Here is a 20,698-nt window from a genome sequence, read left to right on the forward strand (position 1 = left end):
ATTTAAATAAAATATAACTGTTAAATCTCATGAATCTCGGAATCTGTAAAAACATAGAATTTCCCACTTTTAGGAATGTTTTTGGTATCCAGACCGGTAAATTCACTGAAGGCAGGAAGAAGAAGCTGGTTGTTGGTCTGAACAAAACACGGCAGCCTGATACTTTTTACCGCCGAGTTCAGGACAACACCGGGATGAATATGCCCGGTAATCTGAAATTCGGAAAGGTTTTTATCAAAATCATGAACAAAAGTAAAGCCTTCAATGGTAAGAGATTCAGATTTAAAATTCAAACACAATTTCTTTTCCAATGCTGCTGATAAACGATCATGGTTCCCTTTAATAAGAAAGAAGTGAAGGTCCGGATACTGATTTCTCCAGCTGCAGAACTCATCTACATCAGAGTTATCCCCGGCATGAAGCAGATCCCCAACCACGATAAATTTTTCCGGTTGAAAATATTCAATAAGAACGGAAAGCCTTTCCAGATCACTTTTCATGATATGATTGGCCAGAGCAATGCCGTTTTTCCGGAAATGGGCGGTTTTTCCTATATGAAGATCGGATAAAATCAAAGCTTTTTCTTTTTTCCAAAAGGCCGCACGCTGATTGGTTAAAGTAAAAATTTCGTTGTTGAGGGTGATATTTTTAGTGGCAATATTCAATTTATACAGTATAGTTTTTTTATTTTACTTATTTAACTACCCCGTCTTTTTGCTGTGCAAAAATCCACCCCTTCAGAGAAGGGGAATGGGGTCGAGACAGGTTGGGCGGAATATATATACTTCCAGTCCAGAAAGCAGAAACTAAAATGCTTAACCATTTTTCCTTGCCTGTTCTACCATTTTCCTGATTCTTGTATCCAGGCTTTCACTTGAAAGGGTTTGCCTTAAGCTGTCTACCTTGATCGGAAAGCTCAGAGGTGTAAAGGTATGGGAATATTTTAAAATGATTTTTGATTTTTCTATTCTTTTAAATGCTTCCACAAGACGCGGTTCCTGAAGCTGCATATTAAAAACTTCTGTATAGGCCTGTCTGACAAGAAAATGATTGGGATCATAATCTTCCAATACTTTAAAAATCAAGCCGGCAGAGCTTTGAAGTGATTTGTTGGAACGCTGCTTTCCTGCATAATTCTGGATCACCATTCCTGAAATTACGGCAATATCCCTGAATTTTCTCCGCGCCATTTCTGCAGAATTGATGCTGGCTATCACATCGTTCATCAGGTTTTCCCGGGTCAGAATTTTATCTAAATTGTCTTCATTTAAGGGAATTTCCTTATCACTGAACAGTTCAAAACCATAATCGTTCATGGCCATGGAAAAGGAAATCGGAGCCAGCTTTGAGACTCGATAAGCAATCAGTGCAGCCATTACTTCGTGGACCAGCCGGCCTTCAAACGGGTACATAAAAAGATGGTAGCCTTCACGGTTTTTGATCAGCTCTACAAGAAATTCATCATCTTTAGGGATATGGGATTTTTTTTCCTGACTGGCTAATAGAGGATGTAAGAATTTAAGCTCTTTTTCTGAAGCTTTCGGGTTTAAAGCATGGGAGAGTTTCTCTCTTAAAAAATGTCCTAAATTTGAACTTAACGGTAGCCTTCCGCCCAGATAGCTGGGAGCCATTGCTTTTCCTTTTGCTGCCCGGACATATACTGTCATATCTTTGATCATGGCTACTTCAAGCGTTCGTCCTGCCAGAATGAATTTTTCTTCTTTTTTTAGTTTTGAAATAAAATATTCTTCCACCATCCCGATATATCCGCCGGAGATAAATTTCACTTTCAGCATGGCATCGCTCACGATAACCCCCATATTCATACGGTGAAGCATGGCGATTTTCCTGGAGGTTACTTTATAAAGGCCGTCTTCCATAATGACGATTTTATGGAATTCCTCATAACTTTTTAATACGCTTCCGCCAATGGTGAGAAAATCAAGGATACTTTTCCATTCGTCACCGGTCATTTCCTGAAAAGCATATACTTTTTTAATCCTTTCAAAGGTTTCTTCAGGGTAAAATCCATCTCCCACAGCCAAAGTCATGAGAAACTGCACAAGAACATCAAAGCACAGAACCTGCGGTTCACGGGGTTCTATAACTTTCTGCTTTACGGCTTCCTTTAATGCCGCTACTTCTATCAGTTCAAGGGAATGGGTAGGGACGCAGTAGATTTTAGAGGTTTCAAAAGGGGAGTGACCACTTCGTCCTGCACGCTGAAGAAATCTGGCAACTCCTTTTGCTGAACCGATCTGAATAACGGTGTCTACAGGCTTAAAATCGATTCCGAGATCCAACGAGGAAGTCGATACTACGGCTTTGAGTTTTCCTGCACTTAAATTTTCTTCGATCCAGATCCTGAGATGGGCATCAATAGAACTGTGATGAATGGCAATCTGTCCCGCAAAATCAGGATAAGCATCCAATAGGAGCTGATACCACATTTCGCTCTGGCTTCGCGTATTGGTGAAAACAATGGTGGATTTGGAATCAAGGATGATCGGGACTATTTTATCGGCTAATTTGGCACCTAAATGTCCGGCCCAGGGAAGTATTTCCAGCTCATCCGGAATAACCGGAAGAATGTCTATTTTTTTATGCTCTCTGGCTGTTATTTTTGTTTTTTTGATGTCATAAGGAATTAAGACGTCCATTGCTTCGTCAAGGTTTCCAATGGTTGCTGTGATGCCCCATATTTTTATTTTCGGGACGTATTTCCTCAATTGTGAAATAGCCAGTTCAACCATTACCCCACGCTTTGAACCCAATAATTCATGCCATTCATCGACTGCGACGCATTTCAGATTCTGAAAGAAACGGTCATGATTTTTCTGTCCTAATAGCAAATGTAGACTTTCGGGGGTAACAACAAGGATTTCCGGCATATTCCGGACCTGCTGCTGTCTGACTTTCGGGTCTGTGTCACCGTTTCGTACACCAACAGTCCAGTCGAGCCCAATTTCATCCATGGCTTCCTGCATAGCTTTGGCTATGTCTTTGGATAAGGAGCGAAGGGGAGTGATCCAGATCATTTTTAACCCTTTTTTGTAGTTTTCAGGGTGATTCATGAAATCTGAAATCAAAGCCAGGAACACAGAATATGTTTTCCCGAATCCGGTTGGTGCAACGACCATTCCACTGTATCCGTTCCCGAATTTCTGCCATGTATCCACCTGGAATTTAAAAGGGGAAATGCCTTTATCAGCCATCCATTGCTGAATAACCCTGAACCCGTTTGTATTTTCAAATGCTTTCAAATTATTGGATCAGTTTTTTTATTTCTTCCAGTTCATCTATTTCATCTACGGTTTTGTCTTTCCGCCACCTTACAATTCTTGGAAACCTTAAGGCAACACCGCTTTTATGCCTGCTGCTGAATCCTATGCCTTCAAAGGCGATTTCAAAGACCAGCTCTGCTTTTACTGTACGCACTGGCCCGAATTTTTCAATGGCATTTTTATTGACAAACTTACTGACTTCCATGATTTCTTTATCGGTAAGTCCGGAATAGGCTTTTGCAATGGTGACAAGGGAATCCCCGTTTTTTACTGCAAATGTATAGTCTGTGTAATAGGCACTCCTTCTTCCGCTTCCTTTCTGGGCATAAATTAGAACAGCATCAATCGTCAGCGGATTTACTTTCCATTTCCACCAGTCGCCTTTTTTTCTGCCGGAATGGTAAATGGAGTTTTTCTGTTTCAGCATTAAACCTTCGCTGTTAATGTCCCTTGATGCTTCTCTTATTGTATTGAGATCATCCCATTTTTCAAAGTTAATGACCTGGGAAAGCTTAATATTCTGCGGAGCTTCATTCAGCAGTAATTCTTCGAGCATTGCCCGTCTGGCTGCCATTGATTTTTCACGGAGGTCGGTTCCTTCAAGTTCCAGTAAGTCATAAACAAAAACTTCGATAGGAATATCTGCCAGCATTTTTTTGGTTAAAGTTTTCCTGTTTAATCTTTTCTGTAATTCATTAAAATTTAAAACATTAGAATCCTTTACCGCAAGTATTTCTCCATCTAAAACAAAATTGCCCTTCATAGCCTGCACGGTCTCTTTTATTTCCGGAAACTGTTCTGTGATGAGTTCTTCACCCCTTGACCATATAAAGACTTCATCGTTTCTCCGGATGATCTCTCCACGGATTCCGTCCCATTTGTATTCTGTCTGCCAGTCACCAGGATCTCCCAGTTCGTCAAGCTCTTTTTCCAGCGGATAAGCCAGGCAGAAAGGATAGGGCTTTGAATTATCTGGATTAACGTTTTCTGCCGAAATCAGCTCCTGAAACGTAACTTCACCGGGCACCCATTTACCCATGAGGCTGTGCATAAGAGTGCTGGATTCCTGGGATGAAAACCTGGTCAACGCATTGATGAGTGTTTTATCGGAAACTCCTATGCGGAAGCTTCCTCCCAGTAGTTTATTGAATAACAGGCGTTCAGTATAATCCAGGCCATTCCACGATTTCAGGACAAATTCTTTTTTCTCGGTTTCTGATTTATCTTTTAAATTAACAATATCCTGCATCCATTGGGAAAGGGTGCGGTCAATTTTTTCTGAAGGAGGCGGAAGGATCAACGAAATAGTTTCCCCGAGATCCCCTACCGAAGAATAGCTTTCCTGAAACAGCCAGAATGGCAGCTGTGCAATTTCGAGCGCCCATTCTTTCATATAATTGGTATTCACATTCCTTTTAGGCCTTTTTCCGGTAAACAGGGCAATAAACCACACTTTATCTTCATCCGGAGCACGTTCCAGATAATCAATAATGGCTTCTATTTTAGCATTGGTTTTATTGGTAGTTTCCAAGGCATTGATCAAATCAGCAAAATGTTTCATGGTTCCGGGTTTTCAATGATTTCTTTTTCAGATTCTTCCTCGTCTTCTCCAAACTGGGTCTGCACTACATCAGCCTGAATGCCGATTTCATTTAAATATTTTGAAAAAATCTCGGTCTGGCCATGGGTAACATGTACCATTTCAGCTTCTGTAGCCTTTATAGCCTGCAACAGACCTTTCCAATCGGCATGATCGCTCATTGCAAATCCGGCATCAGCGCTCCGCCATCTTCTTGCCCCACGCACCTGCATCCAGCCGGAGCAGATTGCTGTTGCGGCATCCGGAATTTTCCTGATGATACTGCTGTCTAAAAGTGCCGGCGGAACGATGACGATTTCATGGCGGACTTCTTTGGGGTTCTCCCTGAAATCGGCAATTTTATAGTCCGGAAGATCAATTCCTACAGATTCAAAAGCTTCATTGAGTTTCCCGATAGAATAGTGAACGTAAATTTTCCCCAAGCCTTCCACCGCCTTCATAATACGCTGTGCTTTTCCTAAAGAATATCCTATGAATACAGACGTTTTTGCATTTTCCTGGTTTTTGAGCACCCAGGTTTGAAGCTTTTTATTCAGATCCGGAACCTCCAGCCAATTGTAAATGGGCAGTCCAAAAGTACTTTCTGTTACAAATTCATTGCATTTCACCAGTTCAAACGGAGTACTCAGACCGTCTTCCTGTACTTTATAATCGCCGGAAATAACGATAACATATCCTTTATATTCTAATCTGATCTGGGCTGAACCAATGATATGCCCGGCAGGATGCAGCGAAACTTTTACTCCGTTCATCATTATGGTTTCACCGTATTCAACACCCTGACATTCGATATCCGGGCCAATTCTCTGGTAAAGAATGGGTTTTGTATAATGATGACACAGGTATTTCTTCATTCCCCAGCGGGCATGGTCGGCATGGCCATGTGTGATGACTGCCAGGTCTACAGGCCTCCAGGGATCAATATAAAATTTACCCTGGGGACAATAAATGCCTTTATTTGTAAATGTTATCAGTTTCAATGGAAAATATTTTGATTTTCTATAAAACGTTCTGTATTTATAGAAGTTTGGTTATGTTTTAGCCTTCAAAAATCTAACCAATTCTGTATTTTGTATGAAAATATTAAAGAGTTTGAAATTATAACTTTAAAATCAATTTTATTTTGTATTTTTATCTACCTACTAGTAGATAGATAAAATGAATACGAAAGACAAAATTATTGAAACTGGAAACAAACTGCTCACTGAAAGAGGGTATAATGCTTTTAGCTATGCCGATATAGCGAAAAACATTAATATAAAAACATCTTCTATACATTACCATTTCCCCTCCAAAGCAGAGCTATGCCTGGCTATTATTGAGATGCACCGGCAACGGATCCTAAGTCTGAAAGATTCCCAGAACACATTCTCAGCAACGGAAAAACTGCAAAAACTTTTCAACTATTACCTTTTCCTTATTGATAAACAGCAGATCTGCCTGACCGGTACTTTAGCTTCTGATTATCATTCACTTGATGAAAACATCACAGAGAAACTAAAAGAATTTAACGAGACCATTCTGTCCCATACAACAGCAATTCTGGAATCAGGAATTGAAAAAAAAGAATTTCGGGTGATTAAGAACTGCCGGTTAAAGGCTTTGGAACTTTTATCCCTGTTAGTTGGATTGGCACAGGTAGGAAGGCTATATACAAAAGAAGAGATTCAACTTTTAATGGATGAAATTATTAATAATCTAAAACTTTAAAAATGACCTTTTACCAAAAGATAAGCAAATACGGAGCAAAGATTATCGGTCTGCCCACGCTCTTTAAATGGACGTTCAATATATCTCCTATGTACCGCAGAAGCACTGCCAGAATACAGTCTGTATCCGAAGATTTATCAAAGATCTGCATTAAACTTACTATAAGCTATAAGAACAAAAATTATATGGGAACCATTTTTGGCGGGAGTATGTTTTCCTCAGTAGATCCCATTCCAATGGTACAGCTCATATATCTTACAAATCATCGATACGTCATTTGGGACAAATCTGCAGAAATCTATTTCAAACGTCCTGCTAATACTGATCTTTATGCAGAGTTTATTTTTACAAAAGAGGAATTGAAGGAAATAGAGGAGCGGATAAAAACTGAAAATGAAATTGTCATTGTAAAAACAACACAACTTACAGATAGAAATAAAGAAACCCTTTACTGCGAAATAAAGAAAACCATCTACATTGCCGATAAAAACTTTTATAAACAAAAGCGGGAACTAAAAAAGCAGAAAGCTGAATAGCATCCTCGCCTTCGGATACCATTCAAAATTACCCATACATTAAGGTAAAAATTTCCTGCATTCCTTACTTCTCATTCCTTTTTAAGTGATTAAATATTACTGTTCAGTTTGAAGTGACCAGTTAATCTGTTTTTAGATAGAGCTTTCCAGCAATAAAACATTGAACTTTTCAGCAATAAATTTCCTTTCGAAATCTATGACCTTTGTTCTGTAACAATAAAGAAAACAAAATGAGCAAAACAATTTTAATTACAGGTGCAGCAAGCGGTTTCGGAAAAATAGCCGCATTTGATCTGGCTAAAAAAGGCCACAAAGTTATCGCAACAGCACAGGTGTATCCACAGATGAGCGATTTAATCAGGGAAGCAGGAGAACAGGGAATTGAACTTACGGCTGATAAACTGGATGTAACCAATCCACAGGACATCAATTATATCCTTAAAAAATATGATATTGATATTCTGATCAGCAACGCCGGTATTATGGAGGGTGGCCCTATTGCTGAGCAACCACTGGAGCTTATACGCTCGATGTTCGATGTGAATGTTTTTGGAGGATTACAACTTGCGCAAGGCTTTGTTAAAAAATTCATTGAACAAAAGAAACCGGGCAAGATTGTATTCACCACTTCAATGGGAGGATTATGGACCGTTCCGTATGTAGCAGCCTATTGTGCCTCAAAACATGCTATGGAAGCTATTGCAGAGGGCTTAAAAACTGAACTGGCTCCGTTCAATATCAAGATAGCAACCTGTAATCCGGGTGTTTTTGGAACAGGGTTTAATGACAGGGGTGTAGACTCCATTTTCCGATGGTATGATCCTGAAATGAACTTTACTCCGGAATCTGCTTTTGATGGGGCAGCTGATTCTCTTACCCACCAGCTGGATCCGCAGTCTATGGCAGAGGTTATTGTGAATGTGGCACTGGATGATAATTCCAATTTCAGGAATGTGCATCCTAAAGAAACGGAAGATTTTGTCAAGCAAATACAGGCCGATGCGTGGACTGCAAAAAGTTAAACAATGAGCATAACGTATAACCAGGCTACAAAAGTGCTTCAGGCAGCCACAGAAAAAGCAAAATCTATCAATATTCCCGTAACTATTGCCGTTGTAGATACAGGAGGGCATCTTGTTATCCTGGCAAGGCTGGACAGTGTTTACGGTGTTATCGATTTTGCCGTTAAAAAAGCAAAAACAGCAATAATGTTCGGTGTCGACAGTGATGTGATGGGAACGATCATTGCCGGAGCAGAAATTCACGGATATGGTATGCTGAATTCCAACGAGGGGCTTCTTACCATCGCGGGTGGAGTAGTGATCAAAGATGCTGAAGGCAAGATCATAGGTGCAATAGCGTCTTCCGGGGGATCTACTGAACAGGATAAGGAGATTGCAGAGGCAGGTGCTGCTGTTATCGCTTAAATTTCAGATATTTGCAGTATGGAGAAAACTTCGGAAATCATATTCGATAAACTGGTCTATTCCTGTTCTTTTGAAATGTACAGGGGACACGAAGAGTTTATTCCCGATCATTTTCTGGGCTATCAGCTGTCCGGTGAAACGCATGCTTTTCATGACAAAGGCAAAACTGTTATAAAGGAGAATACTGTAATGCTCGTCAGGAAAAATCAACTGATCCGAACGGTAAAGTATCCTTCAAAGAATAAAAAATACCAGTTTCTGTCTATAACTCTTGATCAGGAGACACTCCGGCAGTATGCAGCAGAACATAGAATAAACCCATCCGAAAGATTTTCCGATACTGAAAGACTCTTTTTTGAGCCTAATGAATTTTTCAGCGGGTATTTTGTTTCACTGCTTCCGTATATTGACAAAACAAAAACAGCAACTTCTAGGCTGGCTGTTTTAAAGGTTAAAGAGGCGATAGAGCTTATTCTGCAAAGTAATCCAGATTTTAAAAACCTGCTTTTTGATTTTTCAGAACCGCATAAGATTGATCTTAAGGAGTTTATGAATAAGAATTTCAAATTCAATGTGCCGGTGGAAACATTTGCAAGGCTCACAGGCCGCAGTCTTTCAGGGTTTAAGCGTGATTTCAGCAAAGCTTTCAACATGACACCTAAACAATGGCTTAAAGAAAAAAGACTGGAAGAAGCATATTATCAGATCCGGCATAAAAACAAAAAGCCATCCGATATTTATCTCGAACTGGGATTTGAAAATCTGTCGCATTTTTATTATTCTTTCAAACAGAAATTCGGTCTTACCACCACAGAAGTTTAAATTAAAAAAACACAACCAGGATAAGAAAGGAACAGTGAACAGCTGTTCCTTTTATTTATTAACATGTTTTAAACTTTAACCGGCAATTGCAAGTGTCCGGAAAAACAAAGTTTTAATATATTTGGGGTAACTATCTTAGATGATAAATCCGGATTATAACTTATAGAATAAAGTTCGTTTAACCCGGAAATTCATTTTATAGATTGTTTACGAATATTAAATTTAGAAATGAAAAATTCAAACCTGGCAATTTCAGCAACACTTTTAGCGATTATCTGTGTACAGGGAGGCGCTTCCATTGCCAAACAGCTCTTTCCTCTGATAGGCCCTATTGGGACTGTCAGTCTGAGAATCGGGCTTTCTGCTGTGTTGCTCATTTTGATTAACCGTCCGAAATTTTTGCAGTTCACCACACAAAAATGGAAGTACTGTGCAATGTATGGGATTGGTCTGGCAGCGATGAATCTCGTTTTCTACATGGCTATTCAAAGAATCCCGTTGGGCCTGGCGGTTACGGTAGAATTTGCAGGGCCTTTATTTTTGGCCATTGCTTTATCCCGGAAATTGCTGGATGTAGTATGGGCATTGCTGGCCTGTATCGGGATATTACTCATTGTTCCGTGGCAGAGCGATCATGTTGATCTGGTTGGACTTGGCTTGGCTTTTCTTGCAGGAATGTTTTGGGCGGTATACATCGTCATGGGTGGAAAAGTGGCTAAAATTATGGATGGAAAAGATGCGGTTACCACCGGAATGGTATTCGCAAGTCTGGCCATCATTCCTTTTACCATATGGGACGGTGCTGTATTCAATCTTACACCCTCTATTTTTGTGAAAGGTTTAGGAGTGGCTATTTTGTCTAGTGCGTTGCCATTTTCACTGGAAATAATGGCATTGAAAAGACTTCCCGCAAAGACCTTCAGTATTCTGATGAGCCTGGAACCTGCATTTGCAGCTCTTTCGGGTTGGGTATTTCTGGCAGAAGAATTGAGTTTTTTACAATGGATTTCAATCGGTTGCGTCATTGTGGCCAGTATAGGAACAACTGTTTTCAGTAAAGTGGCAGCTCAGAATGAAATTGTTCAAAGCAAAGAATAAGCTCCTGCATAAAAAAGGGGTATTATTTTTCAGGCTGATTCTTCAAATAATTAATAATCCCGATCACATCTTCCTTACCGAAACCTTCATCATGGGCAGACTGGTAGGTTTTGCTCAGAACCTCAGATAGAGGAAAATCAGCTCCGGCTTCTTTGGCGAGGAGAATATCTTTCAGCATCAGGTCCAAAGCAAAAGCAGGTTGATAATCTTCACGGATCAGCATAGGGGTTTTAACCTTTGTTGCACCGCTACCGCTGGCACTTTCATTAATGATTTCCAGCATTGCTGTACGGTTAATTCCTAATTGATCTGCAAAGAGGACGGTTTCTGCCAATCCCTGGTAAATCGCAGACAGTAAATAATTGATGGAAAGCTTCCCTGCGATTCCTTTTCCGTTTTCCCCTAAATGCTTTACTGCTTTTCCCAGTTTTTCAAGGTAAGGCATAGCCCGTAAAAGGTCTTTTTCTTCACCACCTGCCATAATGATCAGTGTTCCTTCTGCAGCAGGAACGGTACTTCCGGCTACCGGTGCATCAATGAAAGCTGCTTCTTTTATTTTAACGGCTCCGCTTAGCTCTGCAGTAGCCCGTGGAGAGATGGTGCTCATGTCTATAAAAAGTTTTCCTGCAATGTCCGATTTCAGGATATCTTCGTAAACTGCTTTGGTGGCATGATCATCAGTGAGCATGGTGAAAATGATGCTGCTGTTCTTCACCAGATCTGAAATCTGGGTATAAACAGTTGATTTTTCTTTAAAATTTTCAGCTTTTTCAGGTGATCTGTTGTAAACTGAAAGCGGAAATCCTGCCTTTTCAAGATTTTTGGCCATAGGGTGACCCATATTTCCTAGTCCGATGAATCCTATTCTCTCTTTTTCCATGCTATATTTTTAAGGTGATTAAACAATTGATTTTTAAGCTAAAATCATAATTATTGACACTATAAAATATGAATTTCATAATGCAAGCCTGCTCTATTTGCAGCAAAAAACTGACCAAAGGCAGGCTGTAATATTTTTTGTGGATTAACTTTTAAAACCCGGAAAACTTACGGAAATTTGCAGCAAATAAAAATCAATGAGGATCATAGACGTCGAGAAATGGAACAGGAAAGAGCATTTTGAATTTTTCTCAAAAATGGACAGTCCTTACTTCGGCTTTACCACCGAAGTAGATTGTACAAAAGCGTATGCTAATGCAAAGGAAAACGGACATTCTTTTTTTGCAACATATCTTCACCGGTCAATGGTAGCCGTCAATACCGTAGACGAGCTGAAACTTCGGATTGTAGATAATCAGGTGGTTTTATATGATGCTATTCATGCAGGAACTACGATAGGAAGGGCAGACGGGACTTTTGGTTTTGCATTTATCCCTTTTTCAGATGATTTTAATACATTCAATAAAATAATGCAGGAGGAAATAGAAGATGTACAGCGCACATCAGGAATCAGGATGAATAATGGCGAGCTTGGTAAAGATCTCATCAGGCATTCAACCATTCCATGGAATTCTTTCAGCGCATTGCTTCATCCTACCAGCTATAATAATTCTGAATCTGTTCCCAAAATTACATTCGGAAAGTTCAGCATCCGTGACGGTAAAAAATTTCTTCCGGTCTCTGTGGAAGCTCATCACGGGCTGGCAGATGGAATTCATATTGCGAGATATCTGGAAGAATTTCAGAGACAGCTTGATCAATAAGAAAGTTGACCAAGAAAGCCTGAAAATATTAAAGTCTACGATAGACATTAATCCTTCATCAATATTTTTAATAAAACTCTTCTGTCTTTGTATGATGGTATGCATACTTTGCCTTATTCCGAAAAATAATTTCCTGATTTTAATGATTTCATTCATTTAAAGTCCTTTTTATAACCGGAAACCTGGATATTTCTAATTTTAAAATTCTGTGTATTGAATAATATACTGCTCAAAATCTTCAAAAACATTGATTGAGATCATAAAAAGCGAAATCTACATCTGCTACATTTGCTTAAGAATAAATGAAGAATTAATTTCAAGGCATAGCATAAATAAGGCAAATACACTGGTATAGGATGGCGTGGTACATATGTGGTATTTTAATTCTGTAAAATTTTAATCATTTTTTCTTTCTTTGTTTTGTTTAAAATAACTGAAAGAATCACAGCCGGTGAAAATTTTTAAGGATAGAACTCCTGAGATATTCGCGGATAAAATATGAAATTGATGTATGTGACCTGAAACCTTCATTTAAAGCAGTTATTCATTTAGCTATTGAAGAAGAATTTGTACTGGTGCTCAAGTTTGTACAGTGCCAGAAATAAGTAGAGATGAGAAAAATATTATGAAAAACGAAAAACCACAATCTAATTTAGAAGATTTAAACCAAAAAAATGTAATGCAGGACGAAATTATAGCATTAGCTAAGGAAAATTCACCGCGCCTGCTGAATAAATTCAGATTAGTTTACCCTGATTTTTTTGATAAAATAGCTAAGGTATATGCCGGACTCAAAAATTCTGAACTGATTTTTTGCATTTACCTGAAACTCAACTTTACCACCAAGGAAATCGCAACTTACACTTTTGTAACCCCAAAAGCCATTCAGAACAGGAAAAACAGGATCAGGAAGAAGCTTAATATTCCTTCCGACCTGGATATTTACAAATGGTTTAATGACCTTTAAATTTTTGTATCAGATTATATTTGGATCACTGCTTTATCCAGATCATGATAAAGCAGTATTTTCCATTTTTCTTCAGCAGCTTTTTTTTGCCATTTCACTCTTAATTCCATTGCTTTTCTTCCGTCAAAATCACTTTTATACGCGAGGTGATATTTTAGATAAGATTCCTGCGGAAGATCATCTGCCCCGTAAAAAGCAGTTTCCCCGTTTTCTCTGATCCAGAATACCTGCATGAAAGGAGTATGCCCGCCTGCAACTTCAAAAGAGATTTCCTCACTGATGTTTCCCTGATCGTTATCCATCCATACAATATTCGGCAGGGTGATCAGTTTTTCCAGTACATTAAAATCAAAAGAAGGATTTCCTTTATTTTCCATTGCAAAACCCAGTTCCCGTTTTTGAATATAAATTTCTGCATTGGGAAATGTTGGTACAAAACTGTTGTCAATCTCTTGAATACTGCCGTCAATATGATCTTTGTGGAGATGAGAAAGGAGAAGTTTAGTGATCTGCTCAGGTTTGATATTTTCTTTTTCCAGTAATTCCAGAATCACGGTTTTTCCCTCAGCATTTTTCCATCCGATACCGGCATCTATAAGAATATAATCTTGCTCCGTAATGATCAGAAATGGTTGTACAGCCATTTTAATTCCTTTAACGGTATCAAAATTTTCATCGGTAAGCAGGGTAAAATCTTTCGTTTTGCTGGCAGAAAAATTGCCTTCTTTAAGCGGAATAATTTTCATCCTGCAAATTTCCCTAATATTTCTAAAATGTGAAAACCTTTTTTTCAATAGGATACATTGGAAAAAACAATCATATTTACCAGCTGCTCAGACCGTTTTCCATAGCTTTGGCATAATGTTCCTCGTCAAAAGAGTAGAGGTCAGGAGCTTTATGGGCGCCGCCACGTCTCTGTTCGTCAAGCTTTTTCAAAATTCCCAGGTTCTTTATTTTTCTGTAAAAATTCCCACGGTTCAGCTCTTTTCCCAAAACAGCTTCATATAATTTCTGCAGTTCCGGAAGGGTGAACTTTTCTGGCAGTAGGTTTTTTCCGATAGGCTTTGTAGATATTTTCTGTCTGAGAGTCAGAAGAGCTTTTTGAATAATCTCATAATGATCCATCCCGAATTCTATTTCAGGAAGTTTGCTTACAAAGACCCATTCGCAGGTCTCACTGAACTCATCCGGAATCAGACGAAACATGGATGGCCTGTATAACGCATAATATCCTACAGTAATGAAGCGCTGTTTCTGGAAAAGCGTTTCATCGAAATCCTCAAAATAAAACTCACTTCTGTTTTTCTTCCCGAATACTCCAAATTCTTCGAGGTAAATATCTGTAATTCCCGATCTTTCCTTAAGTATTCTCTTCACAGCATCGTCCAGATCCTCGTCTTTACCAACATAACCACCGGGAAGAAGCCATATTTTTCTGTAATTGGTTTTCAGGAGCAGAACTTTAAGCTCATTATGCTCAAATCCAAAAATAACGGGATCGGCTGAGATATGGGGCAGAAAAATTTCTTTTGCCTCAATTGACTGCTGTAAAAGCTGTTGTTTAGAATCCATGGAACTAATGTGAATGTGTCTTTCTACAAATTTGCTAAAAAAAAATGAATTCCTATTAAAAATCCTTTCAGATAAAGACATTTAAGATAAAACTGTTTAAATAATCAAGATAAAATAATATAATCACAAAATATTAACAGCCATTTTCCGTTAAAGTAAGCATATAACACAAGGCTGACATTCTGTAAGTCTATTACTGACGAAAAAAACTCCCTTCTTCCCGTTTATAATTTATTATTTTTTAGATTAAATGCCATAGTTGATTGAAAGAGGCCGTTTGCAATAGACGGCCTCTTTTTAATTCCTTATCTTTGCAATTCTTCAAAATGGTATGGTGATAGAATCTATCCATGGGATCATTCCTGATTACCAATGCAGGATACGTCCTGCTCATTAATTCTATTTTTACATTTGAAGTTAAAATTATCAATTAAACTATGCAGAAGAGCAATACGAACGGTATTTCGAGAACAGTGATCTGGCTTATGGCCGTTATTTCGGGCCTGGTGGTAGCCAATAATTATTACAACCAGCCTTTACTTGCCCTTATTGCTGACGATCTTCATATTTCCGAAAGTGCAGCAGGCAAAATTTCTGTGCTTACACAAATAGGATACGCTTTAGGATTATTATTAATTGTTCCTTTGGGAGATAAATTTTTCCGTAAGAAATTGATTCTGATCGATCTGTTTTTAGTTTTTGGCTCATTACTATGGATGACTTTCGCCACCCAGTTGTGGATGCTGTATGCTGCGAGTTTACTGATCGGGGTAACGTCAGTAATTCCTCAATTATTTATACCTATTGCCGCTGAATTATCCTCTGATCAAGAAAAATCTTCCAATATCGGAACAGTGATGTCAGGATTATTATTAGGGATTCTTTTATCCAGATTTATAGGTGGAATTGTGGGTGATGTGTGGGGCTGGAGAGCCATGTTTGGTATTGCTGCAGGCCTGATGGTTATTGTCTGGATGGCTGTATACAAAATGCTTCCGGAAATGCAGCCAAATTTTAAAGGAACCTATAAGGAATTAATGCAGTCTGTAGCCCATCTGGCAAAAACACAGCCTATATTGCAGCTGGCTTCATTCCGTGGAGCCATGGCTTTTGGATCGATGTGTGCTTTATTTACAACATTGGTCTTTCATATGGAGAAACCGCCGTTTAATGCAGGTTCATCGGTGGTGGGAAGCTTTGGACTGGCTGGAGCTGTAGGAGCATTGGCAGCCGCTAAAGTGGGGAAGCTTCAGAAATATCTGGATATTAACAAGATTATTCTGTATTCGCTTTTTATTGTCGTGGGAAGCTGGGCTTTTACCTATTTTGCAGGTGAAACTTACTGGGGGTTGATCGTCGGAGTGATCTTGGTTGATCTTGGCGTACAGTCCAGCCATATCATGAACCAGACTAATTATTTCTTAATTAAATCCAATGCCGTAAACCGTTTGAATACTGTTTACATGGTTTCATATTTCATTGGCGGATCACTTGGAACCTGGCTGGCATCTCTTGCCTGGCAGTATGCACAGTGGGAGGGAGTTTGCTTTGTAGGAGCATCTTTCGGACTGCTTGCCATTTTAGCTCATGTTGTATTCAGCAACAAAGTAAATGCACCCCAGCCTTAATTTTCAACCTCTGCTTTATTCATATTTTCCTGAACTAAGTTCCTGTGCTTGGTTCCCCACTTTTCCAGATCTTCCCAGATCGGGATCAGTTCTCTGGCAATATCCGTAAGCTCATAATCTACTCTTGGCGGAACTTCTGCGTGTACCGTTCTTTTTACCAGTCCTTCTTTTTCCAGTTCCCGGAGTTGAAGGGTGAGCATTCTTTCGGTAATTCCGCAGATCCGGTCGCGTACTTCACTGAAACGCAGTTTTCTGTCTTTTAATCTGTTTAAAATCAGAAGTTTCCATCTGCCTCCGATCTTACAGACGGCATAAGACAAATCACATTCCTGTATGTACTTTTTATTGATGTTATTCGTTGAGTTTTCCTTTATTTTTCCCATAGCTTACAAATTTGTTAGTACCGTACAATTAGCTGTATACAGTGCAAATGTAAGGTTTGAAAATTAATTTTACACTCAGAAACTGAAAATAACAGCAGTTCCGGAACAAGAGCGCTCAACGTTCCTAAATAGTATTCATACAAAAACAAGAGTAATGGAGTTAACAAAACCTATCAGTCAGATTTTAAATCACTTAGAAAAAATACATTCATTCAATGCACAAAATCCGTTAGAGGATACCCGTAAATACCTTGAAACCATGTCTTTTCAGCTTAGCAGAAAAAAAGAACCTGTTGCAATGATAGAGGAGCTGAATATTTCCCTGGAAAGTCATCAGGTTCCAGTCCGGATTTACCGTCCAAAAGGAAAGGATGTCCAAAATTCATCAGCAATCATTTATATTCATGGAGGATGGTTTATTGCCGGCGGTTTTGAAACCCACGATGCTATAGTTCGAAAACTGGCCAATAAAACCGGATCTGTTGTGTTCTTTGTGGATTACCGACTGGCTCCTGAGCATCCTTTTCCTGCAGGCTTAAACGACTGTATTGATTCTGTAAAATGGATTGCAGACCATGCAGTATCTTTAGGAATTAATGCCAATCAGATCGGTATTATCGGAGACAGTGCCGGAGGTGCGCTTGCAACAGGTGTTTCTACCCAGATAGGAGAACTGTTGAAGTTTCAGGTACTGATTTACCCTGCTGCAGATCATCAGTTCAATACAAAATCCTGGGAAACTTATGAAACAGGGCCTGTTCTTAACAAAGAAGGCGGGATCCAGGCCTGGAAATGGTATTATCCCGAAGGCAGAAACAACCCCGATCCCTTAGCCGTTCCGATACTGATAAAAGATTTCAAAAATACACCGCCTACACTGTTTTTTATTGCAGAACATGATCCTTTAAGAGATGAAGGAGAAGAGCTGGCAACCCATATGCAAGAGGCAGGAGTTCCTATACATACCATCTTTTATAAAGACATGGTTCATGGCTTTATGCATATGGATGAAGTGCTGAATGAAGCGGATCAGGCCGTACACGAAATGGCAGAATTTGCCCATCAACATCTGAAAACCGTTACAAAATAAGGATGAAAAAGTATGCATATATTGGATGCCTGGGATTTATTGCCGTAATTACCACGGAATTCGGAGTGATAGGAATTTTGCCACAGATCGCGCAGCATTACCAAATAGGGATTGACAAAGCAGGATGGCTTCTGAGTGCTTTTGCACTGATCATCGCCATAACAGGGCCATTCATGACTCTTTTAATGTCCGGATTTGACAGGAGGAAGGTGATGCTGGCGGCTATTTCTATTTTTTTGTTTACGGCTATGATTTCTGCCATGTCGCCTCCGTTCTGGCTTCTGATGCTGGTCCGGGTATTTCCAGCATTTTTACAACCGGTTTATATTGCAACGGCCTTGTCTGTTGCAGTATCCGGTTCAGAGAAGAAACAAGCTAACCAATTAATGGGAATTGTATTTATTGGGGTTGCGCTGGCTATGGTTACCACGGTTCCTTTTGCAACCTGGCTGGCCAGTGTTTGGATCTGGGAATCATCTTTTATTGTTCAGGCTGTAGTAAGCACAATAGCGCTCAGCGTTATTTTTTTTCTGCTTCCTGCTATGCCTGTTACAGAAAAAAAATCCTATAAAAGCCAGCTTAAAATTTTAACTCAACCCACCTTTATCATCAGTACTGCCATGAATTTTTTCATGATTACAGCGTGGTTCTCTACCTATAGTTTTTTTGCAGATTACCTGAATAAAGCAAAAGGAATGGACAGTACGATGGTAAGTTATATGCTTTTCCTATTCGGGATCATTGGGATATTTTCGAACTGGATAGCCGGAAAAATGCTGAGCTGGAATGTTTCGAAAACGACAGCCCTGTTTCTTTCCGGTACTGTCCTCATGCCTTTTCTGCTGTATTTCTCAGGAAGCAATATAGCTATGAATATCATCAGCATTGCTATTTGGGGATTTTTGTATTCTCCCAGCTTCCAGAATGCATCCACCTATATGATTTCTTCCGTTCCGGACTCACTGGAGTTTGCAAACAGTTTGGCAACATCTTTCGGAAATTTAGGCGTGACTTTGGGCACTACTTTAGGAGGATGGATGATTGTTACCCAAGGAGCATCATATAATCCGTGGATAGGTTTTGTTTTCGGTATTCTGGCTTTTATCATGATCATCCTGAGAAGTATTCTGGAGAAAAAGAATACAAAGAAAAAAATCATTATTCCGTGTTCTTAATTATAATGTAACAAAATTTGTTACATTAATAAGAATACACTATCTTTGATCTTTAAATAATTTCACCAAAAATTAAAAAAGAAAAATGAAAATAGAAATATGGTCTGATGTAATGTGCCCGTTTTGCTACATCGGAAAGAATAATTTTGAACAGGCCCTTGAAAAGCTTCCGTTTAAAAATGAAGTCGAAGTAGAGTGGAAGAGCTTCCAGTTAGATCCAACTTTAGACCCGGCTCAGCCTCAAAATACAATCGAATATTTTAAAGAGAAGAAGGGATTTCCGGCAGAACAGGCTGCCCAGATGATCGGCCAGGTAGCCCAGATGGGCAAAGGTGCCGGAATTGATTTTAACTTTGAAAAAGCTTTGATCATCAATACTTTTACAGCCCACAAATTACTTCATCTTGCCAAAAAATACGGTAAGGCGAATGAGATGGAAGAAGCCCTTTTTAAAGCGCACTTTATCGACGGAAAAAATGTAGGAGATATTGAAGTACTTGTTGCCCTCGCAGAAAATTTAAATATGGATAAAGATGAAGCAAGACAGGCTTTAGTTTCAGACCAGTTTAATTATGAAATCAATCAGGATATTCAGGAAGCCAAAAACAATGGTATATCCAGCGTTCCTTTCTTCGTATTGAATGGAAAGTATGCGGTATCCGGAGCACAGCCGGCAGAAGTTTTTGCAGAAGCTTTGCAGCAGACCTATAAGGAAACAGTAAGCCCGTTTAAAGATCTTTCCAAAGATGGCGGCGCATCTTGTGATGCAGATGGATGCAGTATTTAAATTTTAAAGTATATTTTTTAAACGCAAAGTTATTTTGATTGTAAGAAAACAGGAATTTGGTCTTGCCACTGATAAGCTAATATGACCTCCGCTTAATCAGATCAATCAAAGATTGATTTTCTCTTTGCTTTCTCCAACTATGCATTATTAAAATAAAACTTTGCGTTTAAAATCAGCTTATTAATAATAATTTTCAACATAGAACACCTCCATTAGAGGTGTTTTGTTATTTAAACCCCGAATAATAAACGAAAGATCCTCCTATTTATCCATTCAATGCTTATTTTTGTTCAAATATTTATATTCCATGATAAAAATAAATGCTGAATCTCAATATCCCGTTTCAGAAACCCTGTTTGTCTTTGCTCTGGATTCAGAAGCAGGAAAAGCATTTGAGGGGAAAAATAAACTGGTAACAGGAATCGGGAAAGTGAATGCAGCCATAGAACTGACAAAAGAAATTCATACCAGAAAGCCAAAACTGATCATTAACCTTGGATCTGCAGGAAGTAAAAGCTTCAGTAAAGGCGAAGTAATCTGCTGTACAAAGTTTATCCAGCGCGATATGGATGTAAGAGGGCTTGGCTTCAGTCTTTACGAAACGCCACTGTCCGGAATTCCTCCTGTTCTGGAATACGGTCTTGAGATGAATGGCCTGGAGCAGGGAATCTGTGGCAGCGGCGACAGTTTTGAAATGAATCATTCCGAAACAGATTACAACATTGTAGATATGGAGGCTTATCCGCTGGCTCTTATTGCCCAAAAAGAAAATATTCCGTTTTTATGCCTTAAGTATATTTCAGATGATGCAGGAAGTGATGCTGCGGACGATTGGTCGGTTCAGGTACATCTGGCTTCTGAAGCGTTTAAAAAGATATTATTTTCATAGGATGATTTCTGCTTGAAATTTGAGATC

General features: G+C 39.1%; 21 protein-coding genes. 13 read left to right on the forward strand and 8 right to left on the reverse strand.

Going from position 1 to position 20,698, the window contains the following annotated elements; all coding sequences use genetic code 11:
- Positions 1-20: 20 nt before the first annotated feature.
- The 4 genes from pdeM to ACM40_RS17735 form a co-directional block, all read right to left on the reverse strand.
- Positions 21-665 (reverse strand): ligase-associated DNA damage response endonuclease PdeM, encoded by a 645-nt coding sequence (gene pdeM, locus ACM40_RS17720; RefSeq protein ID WP_048504131.1) that lies wholly within the window; start codon positions 663-665, stop codon positions 21-23.
- Between the two features lie 150 nt (positions 666-815).
- The gene (locus ACM40_RS17725) at positions 816-3,263 is read right to left on the reverse strand and encodes a ligase-associated DNA damage response DEXH box helicase (protein ID WP_117614888.1); all 2,448 of its coding nucleotides are present in this window, start codon (positions 3,261-3,263) and stop codon (positions 816-818) included.
- A gap of 1 nt (position 3,264) precedes the next feature.
- Positions 3,265-4,845 carry an ATP-dependent DNA ligase gene (locus tag ACM40_RS17730; protein ID WP_048504133.1) on the reverse strand — a complete coding sequence of 527 codons (1,581 nt, stop codon included), beginning with the start codon at positions 4,843-4,845 and terminating at the stop codon, positions 3,265-3,267.
- Positions 4,842-5,864 carry a ligase-associated DNA damage response exonuclease gene (locus tag ACM40_RS17735; RefSeq protein ID WP_048504134.1) on the reverse strand — a complete coding sequence of 341 codons (1,023 nt, stop codon included), beginning with the start codon at positions 5,862-5,864 and terminating at the stop codon, positions 4,842-4,844. Before ACM40_RS17735 ends, ACM40_RS17730 begins: the two co-directional genes overlap by 4 nt.
- 178 nt (positions 5,865-6,042) lie before the next feature.
- Between ACM40_RS17735 and ACM40_RS17740 the strand changes: the two genes are divergently transcribed.
- The 6 genes from ACM40_RS17740 (at position 6,043) to ACM40_RS17765 (ending at position 10,477) form a co-directional block, all read left to right on the forward strand.
- Positions 6,043-6,594, forward strand: a complete 552-nt coding sequence (locus ACM40_RS17740) for a TetR/AcrR family transcriptional regulator (protein ID WP_048504135.1) — start codon at positions 6,043-6,045, stop codon at positions 6,592-6,594.
- Positions 6,595-6,596: 2 nt separating this feature from the next.
- Positions 6,597-7,130: a DUF4442 domain-containing protein gene (locus ACM40_RS17745; protein WP_048504136.1), complete on the forward strand. Its 534-nt coding sequence runs from the start codon at positions 6,597-6,599 to the stop codon at positions 7,128-7,130.
- A 230-nt stretch (positions 7,131-7,360) separates the two neighbouring features.
- Positions 7,361-8,152 (forward strand): SDR family oxidoreductase, encoded by a 792-nt coding sequence (locus ACM40_RS17750; RefSeq protein ID WP_048504137.1) that lies wholly within the window; start codon positions 7,361-7,363, stop codon positions 8,150-8,152.
- A 3-nt stretch (positions 8,153-8,155) separates the two neighbouring features.
- Positions 8,156-8,557, forward strand: coding sequence for a GlcG/HbpS family heme-binding protein (locus ACM40_RS17755; protein ID WP_048504138.1), 402 nt, complete (start codon positions 8,156-8,158; stop codon positions 8,555-8,557).
- 18 nt (positions 8,558-8,575) lie between these two features.
- Positions 8,576-9,379 (forward strand): helix-turn-helix domain-containing protein, encoded by an 804-nt coding sequence (locus tag ACM40_RS17760; protein ID WP_048504139.1) that lies wholly within the window; start codon positions 8,576-8,578, stop codon positions 9,377-9,379.
- A gap of 228 nt (positions 9,380-9,607) precedes the next feature.
- Positions 9,608-10,477, forward strand: a complete 870-nt coding sequence (locus ACM40_RS17765; RefSeq protein ID WP_048504140.1) for an EamA family transporter — start codon at positions 9,608-9,610, stop codon at positions 10,475-10,477.
- Between the two features lie 22 nt (positions 10,478-10,499).
- On the opposite strand, the gene ACM40_RS17770 is transcribed toward ACM40_RS17765, so the two are convergent.
- Positions 10,500-11,357: an NAD(P)-dependent oxidoreductase gene (locus tag ACM40_RS17770; protein WP_048504141.1), complete on the reverse strand. Its 858-nt coding sequence runs from the start codon at positions 11,355-11,357 to the stop codon at positions 10,500-10,502.
- A gap of 196 nt (positions 11,358-11,553) precedes the next feature.
- Here ACM40_RS17770 and ACM40_RS17775 point away from each other — a divergent pair, with 196 nt between their 5' ends.
- Both ACM40_RS17775 and ACM40_RS17780 read left to right on the forward strand, forming a co-directional pair.
- Positions 11,554-12,180, forward strand: a complete 627-nt coding sequence (locus ACM40_RS17775; RefSeq protein ID WP_048504142.1) for a chloramphenicol acetyltransferase — start codon at positions 11,554-11,556, stop codon at positions 12,178-12,180.
- A gap of 625 nt (positions 12,181-12,805) precedes the next feature.
- Positions 12,806-13,147, forward strand: a complete 342-nt coding sequence (locus ACM40_RS17780; protein ID WP_131705387.1) for a helix-turn-helix transcriptional regulator — start codon at positions 12,806-12,808, stop codon at positions 13,145-13,147.
- 14 nt (positions 13,148-13,161) lie between these two features.
- Here the strand turns inward: ACM40_RS17780 and ACM40_RS17785 are convergent, their stop codons facing one another.
- Together ACM40_RS17785 and ACM40_RS17790 are read right to left on the reverse strand one after the other, a co-directional pair.
- A complete protein-coding gene (locus ACM40_RS17785) occupies positions 13,162-13,893 on the reverse strand; it encodes an MBL fold metallo-hydrolase (RefSeq protein WP_048504143.1) in 732 nt (243 codons plus the stop codon).
- Between the two features lie 76 nt (positions 13,894-13,969).
- Positions 13,970-14,719 carry an NUDIX hydrolase gene (locus tag ACM40_RS17790; protein WP_048504144.1) on the reverse strand — a complete coding sequence of 250 codons (750 nt, stop codon included), beginning with the start codon at positions 14,717-14,719 and terminating at the stop codon, positions 13,970-13,972.
- A 437-nt stretch (positions 14,720-15,156) separates the two neighbouring features.
- Between ACM40_RS17790 and ACM40_RS17795 the strand changes: the two genes are divergently transcribed.
- Positions 15,157-16,347 carry an MFS transporter gene (locus tag ACM40_RS17795; protein WP_048504145.1) on the forward strand — a complete coding sequence of 397 codons (1,191 nt, stop codon included), beginning with the start codon at positions 15,157-15,159 and terminating at the stop codon, positions 16,345-16,347.
- Here ACM40_RS17795 and ACM40_RS17800 read toward each other — a convergent pair.
- Complete coding sequence (locus tag ACM40_RS17800; protein WP_048504146.1) at positions 16,344-16,730, reverse strand: winged helix-turn-helix transcriptional regulator; 387 nt, start codon at positions 16,728-16,730, stop codon at positions 16,344-16,346. The two genes, ACM40_RS17795 and ACM40_RS17800, sit on opposite strands and share 4 nt — an antisense overlap.
- 154 nt (positions 16,731-16,884) lie before the next feature.
- Here ACM40_RS17800 and ACM40_RS17805 point away from each other — a divergent pair, with 154 nt between their 5' ends.
- The 4 genes from ACM40_RS17805 to ACM40_RS17820 all read left to right on the forward strand — a co-directional run bounded on the left by ACM40_RS17805 (position 16,885) and on the right by ACM40_RS17820 (position 20,671).
- Positions 16,885-17,820 carry an alpha/beta hydrolase gene (locus tag ACM40_RS17805; protein WP_048504147.1) on the forward strand — a complete coding sequence of 312 codons (936 nt, stop codon included), beginning with the start codon at positions 16,885-16,887 and terminating at the stop codon, positions 17,818-17,820.
- A gap of 2 nt (positions 17,821-17,822) precedes the next feature.
- Positions 17,823-18,995, forward strand: a complete 1,173-nt coding sequence (locus tag ACM40_RS17810) for an MFS transporter (RefSeq protein WP_048504148.1) — start codon at positions 17,823-17,825, stop codon at positions 18,993-18,995.
- An 85-nt stretch (positions 18,996-19,080) separates the two neighbouring features.
- Positions 19,081-19,782: a DsbA family protein gene (locus tag ACM40_RS17815; protein ID WP_048504149.1), complete on the forward strand. Its 702-nt coding sequence runs from the start codon at positions 19,081-19,083 to the stop codon at positions 19,780-19,782.
- Between the two features lie 307 nt (positions 19,783-20,089).
- The gene (locus tag ACM40_RS17820) at positions 20,090-20,671 is read left to right on the forward strand and encodes a nucleosidase (protein WP_048504150.1); all 582 of its coding nucleotides are present in this window, start codon (positions 20,090-20,092) and stop codon (positions 20,669-20,671) included.
- The last annotated feature ends 27 nt before the right edge of the window (positions 20,672-20,698 follow it).

The sequence above is a fragment of the Chryseobacterium sp. BLS98 genome (assembly GCF_001045445.1).
Taxonomy (GTDB): domain Bacteria; phylum Bacteroidota; class Bacteroidia; order Flavobacteriales; family Weeksellaceae; genus Chryseobacterium.